Raw genomic sequence first — 16,606 nt, forward strand, 5'->3', positions numbered from 1 at the left:
CGAGCCTAGTCCGACGGGATCATCGCCATGTCATATTCAGCAAGTGCCGGAAACGGCCCGTGAGGCAGGAGTACGCTCGGGGCCATTTGCACGGTCCGGCATGATTCGAACACGCCACGTAACGGCGTGCAGACGTACGACGGCCACTCACCGTCACGGGTGAACCGGGCCCGCGGAGGGCCCGGCCACGGCCTCGCGGAGGCCTCAGCATCCCTTCCCGCGCACGCGGCCGGTGATGCGGCCGCACGAGGGCGCGCACAGTGCGGAAGCCCGGCGCGCGGGGGGCGCACCGGGCTACCGGAGTCGATGTCGAGCGGGGTCAGCCCACGGAGGAGTAGGCCACCACCCCGCGCAGCAGATCCTCCACGGCCCTGCGGGCGTTCTTCGCGACCGTCGAGCCCTCGGCGACCGGGGCCGCCGCGGCGATCTGCCCCAGCACGTCGATGACCTGCTTGCACCAGCGCACGAAGTCGCCGGCCGGCATCTCCGCCTCGCGCAGCACCTCGTCGAGGCCCTTGCCGGAGGCCCACATGTAGGCGGCCCAGGCGAAGCCGAGGTCGGGCTCGCGCTGGCCCACGCCCTCGGTCTGGCTGATCCGGAAGTCCTCCTCCAGCGCGTCCAGCCGGCCCCAGATGCGGACCATCTCGCCGAGCGCCGCCTTCGCCTTGCCCGAGGGCAGCTTCGGCGCCGTCGCGTCGTCGGCGACCCGCGACTCGTACACCAGCGCCGAGACGCACGCGGCGAGTTCGGCGGGGCCGAGGCCCTCCCAGACCCGCTCGCGCAGGCATTCGCTGGCCAGCAGGTCGAGTTCGCCGTACAGCCGGGCCAGCCGCCTGCCGTGCTCGGTGACCTCGTCGCCGCGCAGGTAGTCCATCTCCGTCAGCAGCGCGACGATCCGGTCGAAGGTGCGGGCGATGGTGTTCGTCCGGCCCTCGATGCGCCGCTCCAGCTGCGAGGTGTCCCGCAGCAGCCGGTGGTAGCGCTCCGCCCAGCGCGCGTGGTCCTCGCGGTCCTGGCAGCCGTGGCACGGGTGCGCCCGCAGCGCCTTGCGCAGCCGCGCGATCTCCCGGTCGTCGGCGGCCGGGGCGCGGTTCTTGCGGTGCCGGTCCGGCACGATGTGGCCGGCCTTGGTGCGCAGCGCGGAGGCGAGGTCCCGGCGGGACTGCGGGGAGCGCGGGTTGAAGGACTTCGGGATCCGCATCCGCTCCAGCGCCTCCACGGGCACCGGGAAGTCGACCGACGCCAGCCGCTTCACCTGCCGCTCGGCGGTCAGCACCAGCGGGCGCGGACCGTCGTGGTACTCCACGCCCCGGTGGCCGTTGGTGCGGCCCGCGGGCAGCCCCGGGTCGAGCACCAGCGCCAGCCCGGCGTACTTGCCGGTGGGCACATGGATGACGTCGCCCGGCTTGAGCTTCTCCAGCGCGACGGCGGCCTCGGCGCGCCGCTGCGCCTGGCCCTGGCGGGCCAGCTCGTTCTCCCGGTCCTTCAGCTCCCGGCGCAGCCGCGCGTACTCCTCGAAGTCGCCGAGGTGGCAGGTCATGGACGCCTTGTAGCCTTCCAGGCCCTCCTCGTTGCGCTGCACCTGACGCGAGATGCCGACGACCGACTTGTCCGCCTGGAACTGCGCGAACGACGTCTCCAGCAGCTCCCGCGAGCGGTGCCGCCCGAACTGCTCGACCAGGTTGACCGCCATGTTGTACGACGGCTTGAAGCTGGAGCGCAGCGGATACGTGCGTGTGCCGGCCAGGCCCGCGAGGTGGTCGGGGTTCATCCCGCGCTGCCACAGCACCACGGCGTGGCCCTCGACATCGATGCCGCGGCGGCCCGCACGGCCGGTCAGCTGGGTGTACTCGCCGGGGGTGATGTCGGCGTGCTGCTCGCCGTTCCACTTGACGAGCTTCTCCAGCACCACCGAGCGCGCCGGCATGTTGATGCCGAGCGCCAGGGTCTCGGTCGCGAACACGGCCTTCACCAGACCGCGCACGAACAGCTCCTCGACGACCTCCTTGAAGGTCGGCAGCATGCCCGCGTGGTGCGCGGCTATGCCCCGTTCGAGGCCCTCCAGCCACTCGTAGTAGCCGAGGACGTGCAGGTCCTCCGGCGGGATGGAGGCGGTGCGCTCCTCGACCAGGTCGCGGACCTGGGCCCGTGCCTCCTCGTCGTTGAGCCGCAGGCCCGCGTACAGGCACTGCTGCACCGCGGCCTCGCAGGCGGCGCGGCTGAAGATGAACGTGATGGCGGGGAGCAGGCCCTCGGCGTCGAGCCGTTCGATGACCTCGGGCCGGCCCGGCGTCCACACGCGCGAACGCTGTCTGCGCTCCCGCTCGCGGTCCGCCTCCCGCATGCCGTTGCGGCCCCGGCGGCGGTCGCCCCAGGACGGGCGGCTCGCCTCCAGGCGGGCCATGCGCGTCAGGTCGGGGTTGACGGCCCTCTTGTGGCCCTCCCCCTCCTCGAACAGGTCGTACATCCGGCGTCCGGCCAGCACGTGCTGGAACAGCGGCACGGGCCGGTGCTCGGAGACGATCACCTCGGTGTCGCCCCGGACGGTGTCCAGCCAGTCGCCGAACTCCTCGGCGTTGGACACGGTCGCCGACAGGGAGACCAGCGTCACCGACTCCGGGAGGTGGATGATCACTTCCTCCCAGACGGCGCCCCGGAAGCGGTCGGAGAGGTAGTGCACCTCGTCCATCACCACGTAACCGAGGCCGAGAAGGGTCTGCGATCCGGCGTACAGCATGTTCCGCAGCACCTCGGTGGTCATCACGACCACGGGCGCGTCGGAGTTGACGCTGTTGTCACCGGTGAGCAGGCCCACCTTGTCGGTGCCGTAGCGGCGGCACAGGTCGGCGTACTTCTGGTTCGACAGCGCCTTGATGGGTGTCGTGTAGAAGCACTTCTTGCCCTCCTGGAGGGCGAGGTGGACGGCGAACTCGCCGACGATCGTCTTGCCGGATCCGGTGGGGGCGGCGACCAGCACGCCCTTCCCGGCCTCCAGTGCCCGGCAGGCCTCCACCTGGAAGGGGTCGAGGCCGAAGTCGTACATCTCGCGGAAGGAGGCGAGCGAGGTGGCCTGCTCGGCAGCGCGCCTGCGTGCTGCCGCGTACCGCTCGGCCGGTGAGAGGTCCTCTGTCATCGTGCTTTCGAGCGTACCGGGCCGCACCGACAACGTGACGATCATTATCGGGATCGGCCACGTGAGGGGGCGGAACGCCTGATCAGGGGCCGACGACCCGGACCGCCCCCGGCACGCAGTGCGCGGTCAGCGGCAGCGGCCCGACGTACTCGCCGTCCGCGTAGCCGGTGACGTCCTCGGCGACCAGCTCCACGCTCGCCGCGCGCATGACGGTCACCACGGGGTGGTCGACGTGCGTCCCCTTGTAGACCCGCGGGAAGACCCGCAGCAGCGTGGCGCGGCTGCACTCGCCGACCACCGTGATGTCGAACAGCCCGTCGGTGAGGTCGGCGCCCGGGCATATCCGCATGCCCCCTCCGTACGAGGGCCCGTTCCCCACGGCCACGAGCGTCGCCTCGACCTCGCGGACCTCCCCGCCGTCCAGGGTGATCCGGTACCGCAGCGGCCGGAAGGCGGCCAGCTCGGCGATCATCGCCACGTCGTACTTGAAGCGGCCGAGGGGGGCGCGCATCCGGTTGCCCCGGTCGTTGACCCGGGAGTCGAAGCCGGAGGCGAGCACGGCGCCGAACCAGCGGTCGCCGATCCGGCCGAGATCGACGTCACGGGAGCGCCCGCTCTTCAGGGCGTCGGCGATCATCCGGCCGGAGGTGGCGGGTTCGCCCAGCGGCATGCCGAGCGCGCGGGCGAAGTCGTTGCCGGTGCCCGCGGCCACCAGGCCGAAGGGAGTGCCGGTGCCGACGACGGCCTGCAGGGCGAGGTTGGCCATGCCGTCGCCGCCGACGGCGACCAGGGCCCCGGTGCCCTCCTCGACGGCCGTACGCGCCCGGGACAGCGCGTCCTCGGGGCCGTCGCCCGTCACGGTGTCGACGTGGAAGCCGGCGTCGCGCAGCGCGGCGGCGGCCGTCCGCGCCGCGCGGGCGCCCCGGCCGCCGCCCGCGGTGGGGTTCACGAAGAGGGTGATCTCGCTGGTCACGGGGATGACCCTACGAGGTGCCGGCCCGTCCTCAGGTCACGTCGTCATAACCGTTGACGCGGTCCCGGGAGCTCTGTTCGGGCAGCGCGGTGACCGGTTCGGCCGGTTCGACGGCTTCCGGGGTGTGATCGAGCTCGGAGGCCTCGTCGTCGGAGAGCCCCTCCGCCTCCGTGCGGGCGCGCCGTCTGTCGTTCAGCAGGGAGATGCCCACGGCGAAGAAGAACAGGACGATGATCGGCACGGACAGCGCCAGCATGCCCACCGGGTCGGTGGTGGGCGTGGCGACCGCGCCGAAGACGAAGACGCCCATGACGACACCGCGCCACCAGCCGAGCATCCGGCGGCCGGAGACGATGCCGACCATGTTCAGCATGACCAGCAGGAGCGGCAGCTCGAAGGCCAGGCCGAAGATCAGCACCATGCGGATGGTGAAGTCGAGGACCTCGTCCAGCGACAGGATGTTCGCCGATCCCCCGGGCGTGAGACTGAGCAGCACCTTGATGCTGACCGGGAGGATGACGTACGAGAGGAGGGCGCCGCCGGCGAACAGCGGGACCGCGGCCGCGGTGAAGACGTAGGTGTACTTCTTCTCGTGCCGGTGCAGACCGGGGGCGACGAAGGCCCACAGCTGGTAGAGCCAGACCGGGCTGGAGACGACCAGGCCCGCCATGAGGCTCACCTTGATCGTCGTGGTGAACGGCGACGTCAGGGTGTTGAACGACACGATGGCGCAGTTGCCGCCGTCGCTGTTCGTCAGGGAGTCGCACTTGGGCACCGGCTCGGCCAGGAACTGCATGAGCTGTTCGCTGTAGAACGCGGCGACGACCGACACCACGACGATCGCGAGCACGGCCTTGGCCAGGCGGTTCCGCAGCTCACGCAGGTGTTCCACGAGAGGCATGCGCCCCTCGGGATCTCTCTGCTGTTTGCGGGCAGACTTGAGCAACCCACGTTCCCATCTCGTGCGGCGGGCCGGATGTCACCGGCCCTGCGTCAGCGCTTGGTCGTGTCCGTCGGCTCGGTGACCGGGCGGGAGCTGGTCACGTCGCCGGGGGCGGCCTGGATGGTGCGCTGCGCCGGGGGCTGCTCGCCGGTCGCCGGCGGGTCGGCCGGAGCGGAGGACGTGTTGTCCTCCTTCATCGCCTTCGCCTCGCTCTTCAGGATGCGGGCGGACTTGCCGAGCGACCGCGCCATGTCGGGAAGCTTCTTCGCACCGAACAGCAGGATGATGACGACGAGGATCAGAATGATCTCGGTAGGTCCGAGCCGTCCCATAAGTCTTTACCTTCTCACCGAGGCGGGTGGGTGGGTGGCTGTCCGACCGGTCGGACATGCGTCCGAAGGACGGTGCAGACAGCGATCGTAACGCCCAGAGGTAAACGTGCGGCAATCCCTGTGCGTACTCCCGTCCGCGGCCCGTGCCTCGTTCTCCGGGCCGCGATCAGCAGCGTACCTGCCGTGCCCCGGCCCGTGACAGGGCGGCGGCGACGGCCCGTCCGGAGGGCCGGGACACGTCGCGGGGGTTACAGGGCCTCGGCCGAGCGTGCCGTGCTGGTGGCCGCGCGCTCCAGGTCCTCCGCCGCGCGGCCGATACGGCGGGCCGAGTCGGCGACCTGCCTGCCGAGGCGCTCCGCCTCGACGAACACCCGGACGGCGAGCACTGCGAGCACCAGCAGCCCCAGGAAACCCAGGGCCACGGCGAACATCGGCCAGAACATGGGTCGAGCCTAGACGGTCGAGTGCAGCCGGAGCGTACGCACCCCGCCGCCGGTGAGCAGCTCGACGATCCGCTCCCCCGCCGGCTTGCGGACGGCGGCGCCGCACTCGGGGCAGGTGAAGGAGTAGAACGTGGTGCGGCTGCTGGCGCCGATGGCCAGCCGCAGCGCGCTCGCGGAGAGTTCGAAGCGCTCCCGGCAGTCCGGGCAGCCCGCCCGGAACATCACCGGGGCCACGTTCCTCATCCCGGCGAACGCGGACGCCGCCGTCATGCCCCGTGCCCCTGTGGTCGCCGACTCGCTCAAAGCCCTCGCTCCTGACTGTCGTCCTGCACGGTCATCCCGCCGCCCCGGCCCCGTCGTACGCCTCCAGCGCCTCACGCGCCGCCCGGCGGGCGCTCTCGGCCAGCTCCTGCGGCTCCACGATGCGTCCGTCGCGGCCGAGCCGCAGCGCCAGCCGCTTCAGCGACGCGGGATCGGGGGTGCGCAGGGTGATACGGAGCCCGCCGTCGGGGAGCTCGTCGGCGCTGTCGTGCGGGTAGTACTCGGCGACCCAGCGCCCGCCGGGACCGACCTCGACGACCACCTCGGGGTCCTCGGCGGAGGGCTGCACCAGCCCCTCGGACAGGTCGCGCAGCTCCACCTCGGGCGGCGCGGACGGCTCGTCGAGGATCCTGATCTCGGCGACCCGGTCCAGCCGGAAGGTGCGGCGCGCCTCGGAGCGGCGGCACCACGCCTCGACGTAGGTGTGCCCGACGCTGACCAGGCGGATGGGGTCGATCTCCCGTTCGGTGACCTCGTCGCGGGCGGGCGAGTAGTAGCGGATCCACAGCCGGCGGCGCTCGGCGATGGCCCGGTCGACGTCCGCGAAGACGCCGCCCTCGGACTCGAAGGTCACCGAGAGCCGGGAGCTGGCGCCTGCCGCCTCGCCGGCCGCGGTCTCCACCTTGGCGGTGGCGCGCAGCAGCGCCTGGCGGTCGCTCTCACGCAGCCCGGGCAGCGTGGCCACGGCGCGGGCGGCGACGAGCAGCGCGGTCGCCTCGTCGGCGGCCAGGCGCAGCGGCTCGGCCGCGTCGGCGCCCAGGGCGGCCGGGTTGTGCCACCAGATGCGCTCGCCGTCGGTGTCGATGTCCAGCAGGTCGCCGCCGCGGAAGCTGGTGCCGCACATGGGCAGCACGTCGAGGTCGGAGACGAGTTCGTCCTCGGTGATGCCGAAGGCGCGCGCGACGTCCTCGATGCGGGCGCCCGGGCGCTCGCGCAGATATGTCACCAGGGACAGCATCCGCCGGGTCTGGTCGATGGCGTTCACGGGCCTGACCGGTTTGCCTGCCACGTTGTCGTCCGCTCCCCCTCAGCCCTTGGCCACGGCACGCAGCCGGTCCACCACGTCGGCCCGCAGTTCCTCGGGCTCCAGCACCACCACGTCCGGTCCGAACTCCACCAGCCAGGCGTCGAGTCCGTGTCCGTACGGAATCTCCAACTCGTCCCAGCCGTTCCCGAGTTCCCGGACCGAGGTGGCCTTGGCCCGCAGCGGGAAGCCGGCGTCGGAGCGCAGCCGGATGCGCGCGGAGCGGTCGGCGGTCTCCCCGGCCCAGCTCGCCACGGTCTCCCGCACGGTGACGACGTCGGGCACCGGCACGGTGAACCGGCCGGCGCGCGAGCGCACCTTGCCGGTGATCCGGGAGAGCCGGAAGACCCGCTCGGCGCCGCGGTCGCGGTCCCAGCCGGCCAGGTACCAGTGGCCGCGCCAGCACTCGAGGGCCCACGGCTCGACGTGCCGCTGCTCGGGCTGGGCGGCGTTGGCCTTGCGGTAGTCGAAGACGACCGGGCGGCGGTCGCGGCAGGCGAGCATCAGCGGCTCGAACGCGGCCTCGTGCACCGGGATGCGCGGCTCCAGCGCGCTGTGCGCGCCGTACGGGTCGACATCCTCGGGGAGTCCGGCGGCGCGCAGCTTCTGGAGGGCGCCGGAGGCCGCACCGGCCAGCCGGGCCTGCTGCCACACCTTGGCGGCGAGCCCGAGGGCGGCGGCCTCCTCGGCGTCCAGGGTGATGGGAGGCAGCCGGTTGCTGTCGCGGCGGGCGAGGTAGCCCGTGTCGCCCTCGAGGTTCTCGACGGTCTCGATGACCAGTCCGAGTTCGCGCAGGTCGTCCTTGTCGCGCTCGAACATGCGGTTGAAGGAGTCGTCGGAGCCCGCCTCGAGGTACGCCTCGATGGACTCACGCAGCTCGCGCTTGGTGAGCGGCCGCCGCGTCCCGAGCAGACACAGCGCCAGATTCATCAGCCGCTCGGCCTTGGCAATCGCCATCGACGCGCTTCGCCTCCCTATGGTGCTTACGACCGATGACCGTACCGCCCCGGGGTGGCGTGGTAAAAGCCGAGGGCCCGTGCCCGGACAGGCACGGACCCTCGGCGATCGACTCCGGTCGGATCAGACGCCGAGCAGGTCGACCACGAAGATCAGGGTCTCACCGGGCTGGATGGCCGGGGTGGGGCTCTGGTTGCCGTAGGCGAGGTGGGCCGGGATGGTCAGCTGGCGGCGGCCGCCGACCTTCATGCCCTGCACGCCCTGGTCCCAGCCCTTGATGACCCGGCCCGCGCCCAGCGGGAAGCGGAAGGGGGTGCCACGGTTCCAGCTGGCGTCGAACTCCTCGCCGGTGCTGAAGGCGACGCCCACGTAGTGGACGGTCACGGTGTGACCCGCCTTCGCCACCTCGCCGTCGCCCTCCCAGATGTCCTTGATCTCGAGGTCCGCCGGGGGCTCGCCGCCCGGGAAGTCGATCTCGGGCTTGTCGATGCTCACGTCTTCATGCTCCTGCTTTGTCTGCGGAAAGGCGAACACGCACAGTCTTTCATCCCGGCGGGGTCACAGCTTCGCGAGGATGTCCACGGAGAAGACCAGCGTGGAGTCCTTCTGGATGCCGCTGCCCTGCGGCGGGTTGTCGCCGTAGCCCAGCTCCGGCGGGATGACGACGAGGACGCGGCTGCCGACCTTCTTGCCGGTGAGTCCCTGCGCCCAGCCCTTGACGACCTGCTGGAGCGAGAAGGACGTCAGCTGCCCGCGGCCGTACGTGGAGTCGAACTCCTTGCCGCCGTCCCACAGCACGCCCTTGTACTGCACCAGGACGCTGTCCTCGGCGCCGACCTTCTCGCCGTCGCCCTCGATGACGTAGTTCGCCACGAGCTTCTTCGGGGCCTGGGTGTCGGGCACGTCGATGGAGGGGGCCTTGCCGTCGGTGTTGGTGCCGACCTTCGGCAGGTCGATGTCGTCCTGGGCGACGTCGGTGCCCTTGGCGGAGCTCTTGGCGTTGAACGTGTCCTGCACGTCGACCACGAACACCAGCGTGTCGGTGCCCTTGATGCCCGCCTGGGCGTTGCCCTGCTCGCCGTAGCCCCAGGTGGGCGGGATCGCCATCTGGACGCGGCTGCCGGTCTTCTTCCCCACGAGCCCGTAGCGCCAGCCGTCGATGATGGTGCCCTGGGCGAGCTGGATGGCCAGGGGCTCCTTGCGGTCGTAGGAGTTGTCGAACACCTTGGCGGTGCTCCAGACCTGGCCCAGGTAGTGGGCGACGATGAAGTCGTTCTCCGCGATCGTGCGCCCGCCGCCCGCGATGACCGTCTTGACCGCGAGGTCCTTGGAGGGGTCGCCGCTGCCCTTCGCGACGGTCGGCTTCTCGCCGAACTTGGTCCCGGCCGTGATCGCCGGCAGCGGGCCCTCGACGATCTTCGGCGACGGCGCCGCCGACTCCTTGGACTCGGAGGGCGCGGCCGTCTCGCTGGCCTTGCCGGAATCGGACTTGTCGTCGCCGCACGCGGCGAGGGTGGCCAGTCCAGCGGGGACGGCAATGAGAAGTGAGCGTCGGCGCACGGTGGGGGCCTCGTAATCATCGATCTTGTGGGTGGCGTCCGCGCAACTCTACGGCGTGAGAAGGGCGCCGCACGGTGTAACGTACGGCGCCCGTGTGACGTTCCGGGTGTTTCGTCAACTCCCGGGAGACAAGTCGGCTCCCGGGGGTGACGCGTCCTCTCACATGCCGGCGATCAGCTTCTCCACCCGCTCGTCCACCGAGCGGAACGGGTCCTTGCACAACACGGTGCGCTGGGCCTGGTCGTTGAGCTTGAGGTGCACCCAGTCGACGGTGAAGTCCCGCCGCTGCTCCTGGGCGCGCCGGATGAAGTCGCCGCGCAGCCGGGCCCGAGTGGTCTGCGGCGGCACGGACTTGCCCTCGAAGATCTTCAGGTCGTTGCAGATCCGGGCGGCTTGTCCCTTCTTCTCGAGCAGGTAGTACAGGCCACGACGGCGGTGGATGTCGTGGTAGGCGAGGTCTATCTGCGCGACCCGCGGGTGCGACATGGTCATGTTGTGCTTGGCGCGGTAGCGCTCGAGCAGCTTGTACTTCATGACCCAGTCGATCTCGGTGCCGATGCGGTCGAGGTCCTCGGACTCGATCGCGTCCAGCGTGCGGCCCCACAGCTCCAGCACCTGGTCGACGGTGCCGGTGCGGATGCCGCGGCGCTCGCAGAAGTCCAGCGCCTTCTCGTAGTACTCGCGCTGCACCTCCAGCGCGGACGCCTCCCGGCCGCTGGCCAGGCGCACCTTGCGGCGGCCCGTGATGTCGTGGCTGACCTCGCGGATCGCCCGGATCGGGTTCTCCAGGGTGAGGTCGCGCATGACGGTGCCCGCCTCGATCATGCGGAGCACCAGGTCGGTGGCGCCGACCTTGAGCAGCATGGTCGTCTCGGACATGTTCGAGTCGCCGACGATGACGTGCAGCCGGCGGTAGCGCTCGGCGTCGGCGTGCGGCTCGTCGCGGGTGTTGATGATCGGCCGGGAGCGGGTCGTCGCCGAGGAGACGCCCTCCCAGATGTGCTCGGCGCGCTGGCTGACGCAGTAGACGGCGCCGCGCGGCGTCTGCAGCACCTTGCCGGCCCCGCAGAGCAGCTGCCTCGTCACCAGGAACGGGATGAGGATGTCCGCGAGCCGGGAGAACTCCCCGTGGCGTGCGACGAGATAGTTCTCGTGGCACCCGTAGGAGTTGCCCGCCGAGTCGGTGTTGTTCTTGAAGAGGTAGACGTCGCCCGCGATTCCCTCCTCGTGCAGGCGTCGTTCGGCGTCCACCAGGAGTCCTTCGAGAATGCGCTCGCCGGCCTTGTCGTGGGTGACCAGTTCGGTCACGTTGTCACATTCCGGCGTTGCGTATTCCGGATGTGACCCCACGTCGAGATAGAGGCGGGCGCCGTTCCGCAGAAAGACATTGCTGCTTCGGCCCCATGACACGACACGGCGGAAGAGGTACCGCGCCACCTCGTCAGGCGACAGGCGGCGCTGTCCCCTGAACGTGCACGTGACGCCGTACTCGTTCTCCAGCCCGAAAATGCGGCGGTCCATGAGGGAACATTACGCCCGATCCTTCGAGCTGAAACGGGGTTCGACGGCACGGTTCGGATCATTTTCCGAACCGGCCGCGACAACCGCCGTCCTGGCCGGAACCGCCAATACCCGTCCGGTGGCGGTCAAAACCAGCAGCGACACGCCGCCCGCCGCACCCGGTACGGCGAATCCCCAGAGCGCCCCGCCGGCCTCGACCACGGGCCCGGTCACACCGGTGCCGAGCGACGCGCCGACGGTGAAGGTGGTCACCAGCCAGGAGAACGCCTCGGTGACCGTCCCGCGCGGCGCGTGCCGGTCCACCAGCACGAAGGCGCAGGCGATCGCCGGGGCCAGGAACACGCCGGCGAGCACCATGAGCAGCGTCATCGCCACGGGGCCCGGCATCAGTGTCAGCGGCAGGTAGAACACGGCCAGCAGCGCCACGATCGCCTGGAGCCGCCGCGCGGGCTGGCCGGCCCACTGCCGCGCCCCGTACACGATGCCGCCGACCAGCGCGCCCAGCCCGATCCCGGCCATCATCCAGCCGTAGACGACGTCACCGCCGTTGTCGTCGGCGTACGTCACGGCGGCGACCGTGATGGAGCCCAGCGCCATGCCGATGGCCAGGAAGGCGCCGAGCAGCGCTATGAGCCCCGGCGAGCGCAGTGCGCCCAGCCAGTGCGCCTCACGCGGGGCGGAGCGCCAGGCCCGCGAGGGCGGCGAGACGACCACGGACAGGGCGCCCAGCACCCCGATGACGTTCAGCACGAGCAGCGCGGCCTGGGCCGACCACACGGAGACGCACACCGTCACGAGCAGCGGCCCGACGGCGAACATCACCTCCTGGGCCACGGCGTCGAGCGCGTACGCGCGGTGGACGTGCTCCTCCTTGGGCAGCACCGAGGACCACAGCGCGCGCAGCCCGCCCTCCAGAGGCGGCGTGAAAAGCCCGGCAAGAGCAACAGCGGCGTACGCGACGACCAGTGACCCGGTGCCCACGAAGGCGAACACGGCCATCGCCAGCGCCGACAGCAGCGCCGCGGGCAACTGCACCCGGGGCTGCCCCTTCAGGTCGACGAGCCGCCCCAGCACCGGCTGCCCCACGGCGTTCGACACGCCGTACACCGCGGCGAGCACACCGGCGAGGCTGTACGACCCGCCTTCCGCCCGCACGAACAGCACGATGGCGATCGGCGCGGTCGCGTTCGGCAGCCGCCCGACCAGCGTGCCCACGAGCAGCCGGGTGGCGTGCCGCGCCCGGAGGATGTCCAGGTATCCCGTCGCCATCCCGACCCTCTCGCCGACGTTTTACGTATAACTAAGTCCTCCATACGTACCATGACCGCGGTTCACCAGTCCAGACGAAGGAGCGCCGGTGCCCAGAGCCAGGACCCGCCCCACGAGCCGGGACGTCGCACGGGAAGCAGGCGTCTCCCAGGCCGCGGTGTCCCTGGTGCTGGGCGACAAGTGGCGCGGCCGGGTCTCCGCGACCACGGCGGAACGCGTCCGCGAGGCCGCGCGCGCCTTGGGCTACCGCCCCAACCTCGCGGCCCGCAATCTGCGGCTGGGCCGCACCCGTACGGTCCTGCTGGTCGTGCCGGCCCTGACCACGGAGTTCTTCGCGGGCGTCTACACGGGCGCGGCGCGGGTGGCGTCCCGGCACGGCTTCGGCGTGGTCCTGTACCCCTCCCCCGAGGGCATCGGCCCGGCCCGTGACCCCTTCGCGTCGGCGCAGGCCGCCCTGGACGGCGTCATCGCGTCCTCGATGGCGGCGGAGGCGCTCACCGCCATCCGGGGCGACCAGCTTCCCCTCGTGATGCTGGACAGCGATCCTGCCGCCCCCGGCACCACGGTGAACCTGGACATCGCGGACGGGGTCCGCCAAGTGGCCGAGCACCTTCTCGGGCTGGGCCACCGCCACTTCCTGCACCTCGGTGCGGACGTGCCGAGCTGGACCTTCGAGGTCCGCGCACGGGAGCTGGAGGCGCGGCTCCGCCGCGTGCCGGGCACGTCCCTGCGCACGGCGCGCTCGCCGATCTCCATCAAGGGGGCGGAGGCGGCGGCGGAGACCGCGCTCGCCTCGGGTAACGGGGCGACGGCGGTCGTCTGCGACGACGACCAGCTGGCGGCGGGCGTCTACAAGGCGGCACGCCGCCTGGGCCTGCGTGTCCCCTCCGACCTCTCGGTCACGGGGATGGACGACCTGGCCCTGGCCACGGCGATCGACCCCGAGCTGACGACTGTCCGCCTGGACGCGGAACTGTTCGGCGAACGGGGCATGGAGGCGCTGCTCGCCGTCCTGAACGGGGAACCCCCTTCCGGCACGAACATCCCGGTCCACCTGGAGGTACGGGGTTCCACGACCCGGGTCCCGTAACCACGGGGTGCTGGTATCGGCGCACCCGGCGCCAACCAGGCTGCACGACGGTCGCAGCCGTCGGCCACAACTGGCACCCGCGTTGGTGTGCCCGGGGGGTGTCGGCGCACCTCGGCGCCAACGAGGTGCCGCCGCGCCCACCCGTGCCGCCCCAGCGGCACGACTGCCCGCAGTTGGCCGGGGGCCCGCCCCCGGTGTCGGTGTAGCCGCTCGCGGCGGGGAGGGGACGGGGTGGGGGTGGGCGCCCGCAGCGGCTGGCGCGTCCGCGCCGTTCACGTACAAGCTCGCACTCTCGCGCCAGACCGAGGACGACCGCCCCCACCGCGGCCCCGCACCACCCACCGCCCGTAGGCGCTACACCCGCCCCCACCGGACAGGTGGATGCGCCGCAGGCGTCAGACCGCAACCCCCACCGGACAGGAACCCGCCCCGCAGGCGCCACACCGCAACCCCTACCGGACGGGAACCCGCGCCGCAGGCGCCACACCGCAACCCCCACCCGGACGGGAACCCGCCCCGCAGGCGTCAGACCGCACCCCCACCGGACAGGAACCCGCCCCGCAGGCGTCACACCGCAACCCCCACCGGACAGGAACCCGCCCCGCAGGGCGTCAGACCTCAGCGGCCCCCGGACAGGAACCCGCACCGCAGGCATCAGACCGCAACCCCCACCGGACAGGAACCCGCCCCGCAGGGCGTCAGACCTCAGCAGCCCCCGGACAGCGATCTACTCCACGTCCCCACCCGACAGCGTCTCCTCCGAGGACCCGCCAGCCGCCTCCAGGAGGCGAACCAGCCGCCGCCCCTCGATCCGCTTGAACTTCCGCTTCTGCGGCCGCGTCCGGTCCAGCACCGCCACTTCCAGCCGCTCTGCGGGAATCTCCCGCTCGCTCCCGTTCGTGTCCCGCGACAACGCCTGGACCGCCAGCTTCAACGCCTCCGCCAGCGTCATCCCGTCCCGGTGCCGCTGGTCGAGGTACCCGCTGATCTGCTCCGCGTTGCCCCCCACCGCCACCGAGCCGTGCTCGTCCACGATCGACCCGTCGTGCGGCAGCCGGTAGATCTGGTCGTGCTCCGGGGTCTCCCCGACCTCGGCCACCACCAGCTCCACCTCGTACGGCTTCTCCCCCACGCTGGAGAAGATCGTGCCGAGCGTCTGCGCGTACACGTTCGCCAGACCGCGCGCGGTGACGTCACCGCGGTCGTAGGTGTATCCCCGCAGATCGGCGTACCGGACGCCCCCGATCCGCAGGTTCTCGTACTCGTTGTACTTACCGGCCGCGGCGAACCCGATCCGGTCGTAGATCTCGCTGAACTTGTGCAGCGCACGGGACGGGTTCTCACCGACGAACACGATCCCGTCGGCGTACTGCAGCACGACCAGGCTGCGTCCTCGGGCGATTCCCTTGCGGGCGTACTCCGCCCGGTCCGCCATCGCCTGCTGAGGTGAGACATAGAACGGCGTAGACACCGGTTACCCGTCCCTTTCTGTCGAAGTCACTGGACCACCTGAACGAACCTCTTGACCTGCCCGCTCCTGCCCTACAGCAACGAGGCCCGCGGCCCGTCCGGCTGCTCCAGCCGGCGCTCCAGCACGGACCGCGCGATGCCGGACGACTCGTCCTCGGAGAGCCGGCGGTAACCGTCCTCGGTGATCACGGTGACGATCGGATAGATCCGGCGCGCGACATCGGGACCACCGGTCGCCGAGTCGTCGTCTGCCGCGTCGTACAGCGCCTGCACCACCAGCGTGGTGGCCTCGGCCTCACTCAGATCCTCACGGAACAGCTTCTTCATCGCACCGCGCGCGAAGATCGACCCGGACCCGGTCGCGGCGAACCCGTGCTCCTCGGAGCGTCCGCCGGTGACGTCGTAGGAGAAGATGCGGCCCTTCTCCCGGTCCACGTCGTACCCGGCGAACAGGGGCACCACGGCCAGGCCCTGCATGGCCATGCCCAGGTTCGAGCGGATCATCGTCGAGAGCCGGTTGGCCTTGCCCTCCAGCGACAGCTGCGCGCCCTCGACCTTCTCGAAGTGCTCGAGCTCGAGCTGGAACAGCTTGACCATCTCCACGGCCAGACCCGCGGTGCCGGCGATGCCGACCGCCGAGTACTCGTCGGCCGGGAACACCTTCTCGATGTCCCGCTGCGCGATCACGTTCCCCATCGTGGCCCGCCGGTCACCGGCGAGGACCACACCGCCGGGGAAGGTGACGGCCACGATGGTCGTGCCGTGCGGGGCCTCGATCACGCCCTGCACGGGCGGCAACGTCCTCCTGCCCGGCAGCAGCTCCGGCTGGTGCTCGGAGAGGAAGTCCATGAAGGAGGAGGAGCCCGGCGTCAGGAAGGCAGCCGGCAGACGCCCGGTGCCAGAAGTATTGGCTTCCACGAAGTTCCTTCCAGGTAGGCAGCTGCCCGACGAACAGCGTCGGGATCATCTCCCAACTTGCCGATGGCCGAATTGCAGTTGAAGCACATTACGCCACGGACCCTACCCGCCCCACAGCAATGATCCACATTTCCGACAACAGCTTCCGGAAGAGCCGGCCGCACTCCCTCCGCAACCTGCCGGCACGCCCGCGACACGCCTCAGAGGCGAGCGAACGCCGCCCGCGACCGGCCACAGGACCGACCACGGACAGCGTCCACCTCACACCACCGCTTCCGCGGTGACTGCCGAACCGGCGAAGCCGGTGAGGCTACTCGCCGCCCTTCTGCACGAAGGACCGCACGAAGTCCTCGGCATTGGCCTCGAGCACGTCGTCGATCTCGTCCAGGACGTCGTCCACGTCGTCGCTGAGCTTCTCGTGACGCTCCTTGAGGTCCTCCGAAGACTGCGCCTCTGCCGCCTGCTCCTCGACCTCCTCGGTGGACCGCGTGGCCTTCTGCTGTCCGCCGCCGGTGTCCTTGGTCGCCATCACCCTCACCCCGCTCGGTTCGCCCGACACAGTTGCTCGGTCAAGATCAGACCCTACTCGCCGGGTCCGACAATGCCCCCGCAGTTGCTCCAACGTACGGGGACCACCTCGATGATTCCCGGA

At 71.0% G+C, this 16,606-nt stretch carries 17 protein-coding genes; 1 reads left to right on the forward strand and 16 read right to left on the reverse strand.

Annotated elements, in window-relative coordinates:
- Positions 1-319: 319 nt before the first annotated feature.
- From AY578_RS06005 to AY578_RS06060, 12 genes are all read right to left on the reverse strand, one after another.
- The gene (locus AY578_RS06005; RefSeq protein ID WP_028961840.1) at positions 320-3,178 is read right to left on the reverse strand and encodes a DEAD/DEAH box helicase; all 2,859 of its coding nucleotides are present in this window, start codon (positions 3,176-3,178) and stop codon (positions 320-322) included.
- Positions 3,179-3,215: 37 nt separating this feature from the next.
- A complete protein-coding gene (locus AY578_RS06010) occupies positions 3,216-4,106 on the reverse strand; it encodes a diacylglycerol kinase (RefSeq protein ID WP_019521611.1) in 891 nt (296 codons plus the stop codon).
- A 31-nt stretch (positions 4,107-4,137) separates the two neighbouring features.
- A complete protein-coding gene (tatC, locus tag AY578_RS06015; RefSeq protein ID WP_019521612.1) occupies positions 4,138-5,007 on the reverse strand; it encodes a twin-arginine translocase subunit TatC in 870 nt (289 codons plus the stop codon).
- A 92-nt stretch (positions 5,008-5,099) separates the two neighbouring features.
- On the reverse strand, positions 5,100-5,381 hold the full coding sequence (gene tatA / locus AY578_RS06020; RefSeq protein ID WP_019521613.1) for a Sec-independent protein translocase subunit TatA: 282 nt from the start codon (positions 5,379-5,381) through the stop codon (positions 5,100-5,102).
- Between the two features lie 248 nt (positions 5,382-5,629).
- A complete protein-coding gene (locus AY578_RS06025; protein WP_019521614.1) occupies positions 5,630-5,824 on the reverse strand; it encodes a hypothetical protein in 195 nt (64 codons plus the stop codon).
- A 9-nt stretch (positions 5,825-5,833) separates the two neighbouring features.
- Positions 5,834-6,094, reverse strand: a complete 261-nt coding sequence (locus AY578_RS06030) for a hypothetical protein (RefSeq protein WP_033274974.1) — start codon at positions 6,092-6,094, stop codon at positions 5,834-5,836.
- Positions 6,095-6,158: 64 nt separating this feature from the next.
- Positions 6,159-7,154 carry a helix-turn-helix transcriptional regulator gene (locus AY578_RS06035; protein WP_136237668.1) on the reverse strand — a complete coding sequence of 332 codons (996 nt, stop codon included), beginning with the start codon at positions 7,152-7,154 and terminating at the stop codon, positions 6,159-6,161.
- Between the two features lie 18 nt (positions 7,155-7,172).
- Positions 7,173-8,126, reverse strand: a complete 954-nt coding sequence (locus AY578_RS06040; RefSeq protein ID WP_136237669.1) for a helix-turn-helix transcriptional regulator — start codon at positions 8,124-8,126, stop codon at positions 7,173-7,175.
- 123 nt (positions 8,127-8,249) lie between these two features.
- Positions 8,250-8,621 carry an FKBP-type peptidyl-prolyl cis-trans isomerase gene (locus AY578_RS06045; RefSeq protein WP_019521618.1) on the reverse strand — a complete coding sequence of 124 codons (372 nt, stop codon included), beginning with the start codon at positions 8,619-8,621 and terminating at the stop codon, positions 8,250-8,252.
- Positions 8,622-8,684: 63 nt separating this feature from the next.
- The gene (locus AY578_RS06050; protein WP_137211205.1) at positions 8,685-9,686 is read right to left on the reverse strand and encodes an FKBP-type peptidyl-prolyl cis-trans isomerase; all 1,002 of its coding nucleotides are present in this window, start codon (positions 9,684-9,686) and stop codon (positions 8,685-8,687) included.
- Positions 9,687-9,845: 159 nt separating this feature from the next.
- Entirely contained in the window at positions 9,846-11,207 is a 1,362-nt protein-coding gene (gene pafA, locus AY578_RS06055) for a Pup--protein ligase (RefSeq protein ID WP_006132297.1), read from the reverse strand.
- A gap of 9 nt (positions 11,208-11,216) precedes the next feature.
- Positions 11,217-12,476: an MFS transporter gene (locus tag AY578_RS06060; RefSeq protein WP_258902150.1), complete on the reverse strand. Its 1,260-nt coding sequence runs from the start codon at positions 12,474-12,476 to the stop codon at positions 11,217-11,219.
- A gap of 88 nt (positions 12,477-12,564) precedes the next feature.
- Between AY578_RS06060 and AY578_RS06065 the strand changes: the two genes are divergently transcribed.
- Positions 12,565-13,566, forward strand: coding sequence for a LacI family DNA-binding transcriptional regulator (locus tag AY578_RS06065; RefSeq protein ID WP_136237671.1), 1,002 nt, complete (start codon positions 12,565-12,567; stop codon positions 13,564-13,566).
- Between the two features lie 727 nt (positions 13,567-14,293).
- Here the strand turns inward: AY578_RS06065 and prcA are convergent.
- The 4 genes from prcA to AY578_RS06085 form a co-directional block, all read right to left on the reverse strand.
- Positions 14,294-15,037 (reverse strand): proteasome subunit alpha, encoded by a 744-nt coding sequence (gene prcA / locus AY578_RS06070; protein ID WP_026243492.1) that lies wholly within the window; start codon positions 15,035-15,037, stop codon positions 14,294-14,296.
- Positions 15,038-15,108: 71 nt separating this feature from the next.
- Positions 15,109-15,954, reverse strand: a complete 846-nt coding sequence (prcB, locus tag AY578_RS06075; protein WP_026243493.1) for a proteasome subunit beta — start codon at positions 15,952-15,954, stop codon at positions 15,109-15,111.
- On the reverse strand, positions 15,906-16,151 hold the full coding sequence (locus AY578_RS06080) for an endonuclease domain-containing protein (RefSeq protein WP_078504492.1): 246 nt from the start codon (positions 16,149-16,151) through the stop codon (positions 15,906-15,908). Before AY578_RS06080 ends, prcB begins: the two co-directional genes overlap by 49 nt.
- Positions 16,152-16,264: 113 nt before the next feature.
- Complete coding sequence (locus tag AY578_RS06085; RefSeq protein WP_019522698.1) at positions 16,265-16,483, reverse strand: ubiquitin-like protein Pup; 219 nt, start codon at positions 16,481-16,483, stop codon at positions 16,265-16,267.
- Positions 16,484-16,606: the final 123 nt, after the last annotated feature.

The sequence above is a fragment of the Streptomyces thermocarboxydus genome, assembly GCF_024760485.1.
GTDB lineage: Bacteria > Actinomycetota > Actinomycetes > Streptomycetales > Streptomycetaceae > Streptomyces > Streptomyces cellulosae.

What these genes read in the sequence shown, in the direction of transcription:
- AY578_RS06005 (WP_028961840.1), bottom strand. Translation starts at nt 3,178, where the DNA reads ATGATCGTCACGTTGTCGGTGCGGCCCGGTACGCTCGAAAGCACGATG.
- tatC (WP_019521612.1), bottom strand. Translation starts at nt 5,007, where the DNA reads ATGCCTCTCGTGGAACACCTGCGTGAGCTGCGGAACCGCCTGGCCAAG.
- tatA (WP_019521613.1), bottom strand. Translation starts at nt 5,381, where the DNA reads ATGGGACGGCTCGGACCTACCGAGATCATTCTGATCCTCGTCGTCATC.
- AY578_RS06025 (WP_019521614.1), bottom strand. Translation starts at nt 5,824, where the DNA reads ATGTTCTGGCCGATGTTCGCCGTGGCCCTGGGTTTCCTGGGGCTGCTG.
- AY578_RS06030 (WP_033274974.1), bottom strand. Translation starts at nt 6,094, where the DNA reads ATGACGGCGGCGTCCGCGTTCGCCGGGATGAGGAACGTGGCCCCGGTG.
- AY578_RS06040 (WP_136237669.1), bottom strand. Translation starts at nt 8,126, where the DNA reads ATGGCGATTGCCAAGGCCGAGCGGCTGATGAATCTGGCGCTGTGTCTG.
- pafA (WP_006132297.1), bottom strand. Translation starts at nt 11,207, where the DNA reads ATGGACCGCCGCATTTTCGGGCTGGAGAACGAGTACGGCGTCACGTGC.
- AY578_RS06060 (WP_258902150.1), bottom strand. Translation starts at nt 12,476, where the DNA reads ATGGCGACGGGATACCTGGACATCCTCCGGGCGCGGCACGCCACCCGG.
- AY578_RS06085 (WP_019522698.1), bottom strand. Translation starts at nt 16,483, where the DNA reads ATGGCGACCAAGGACACCGGCGGCGGACAGCAGAAGGCCACGCGGTCC.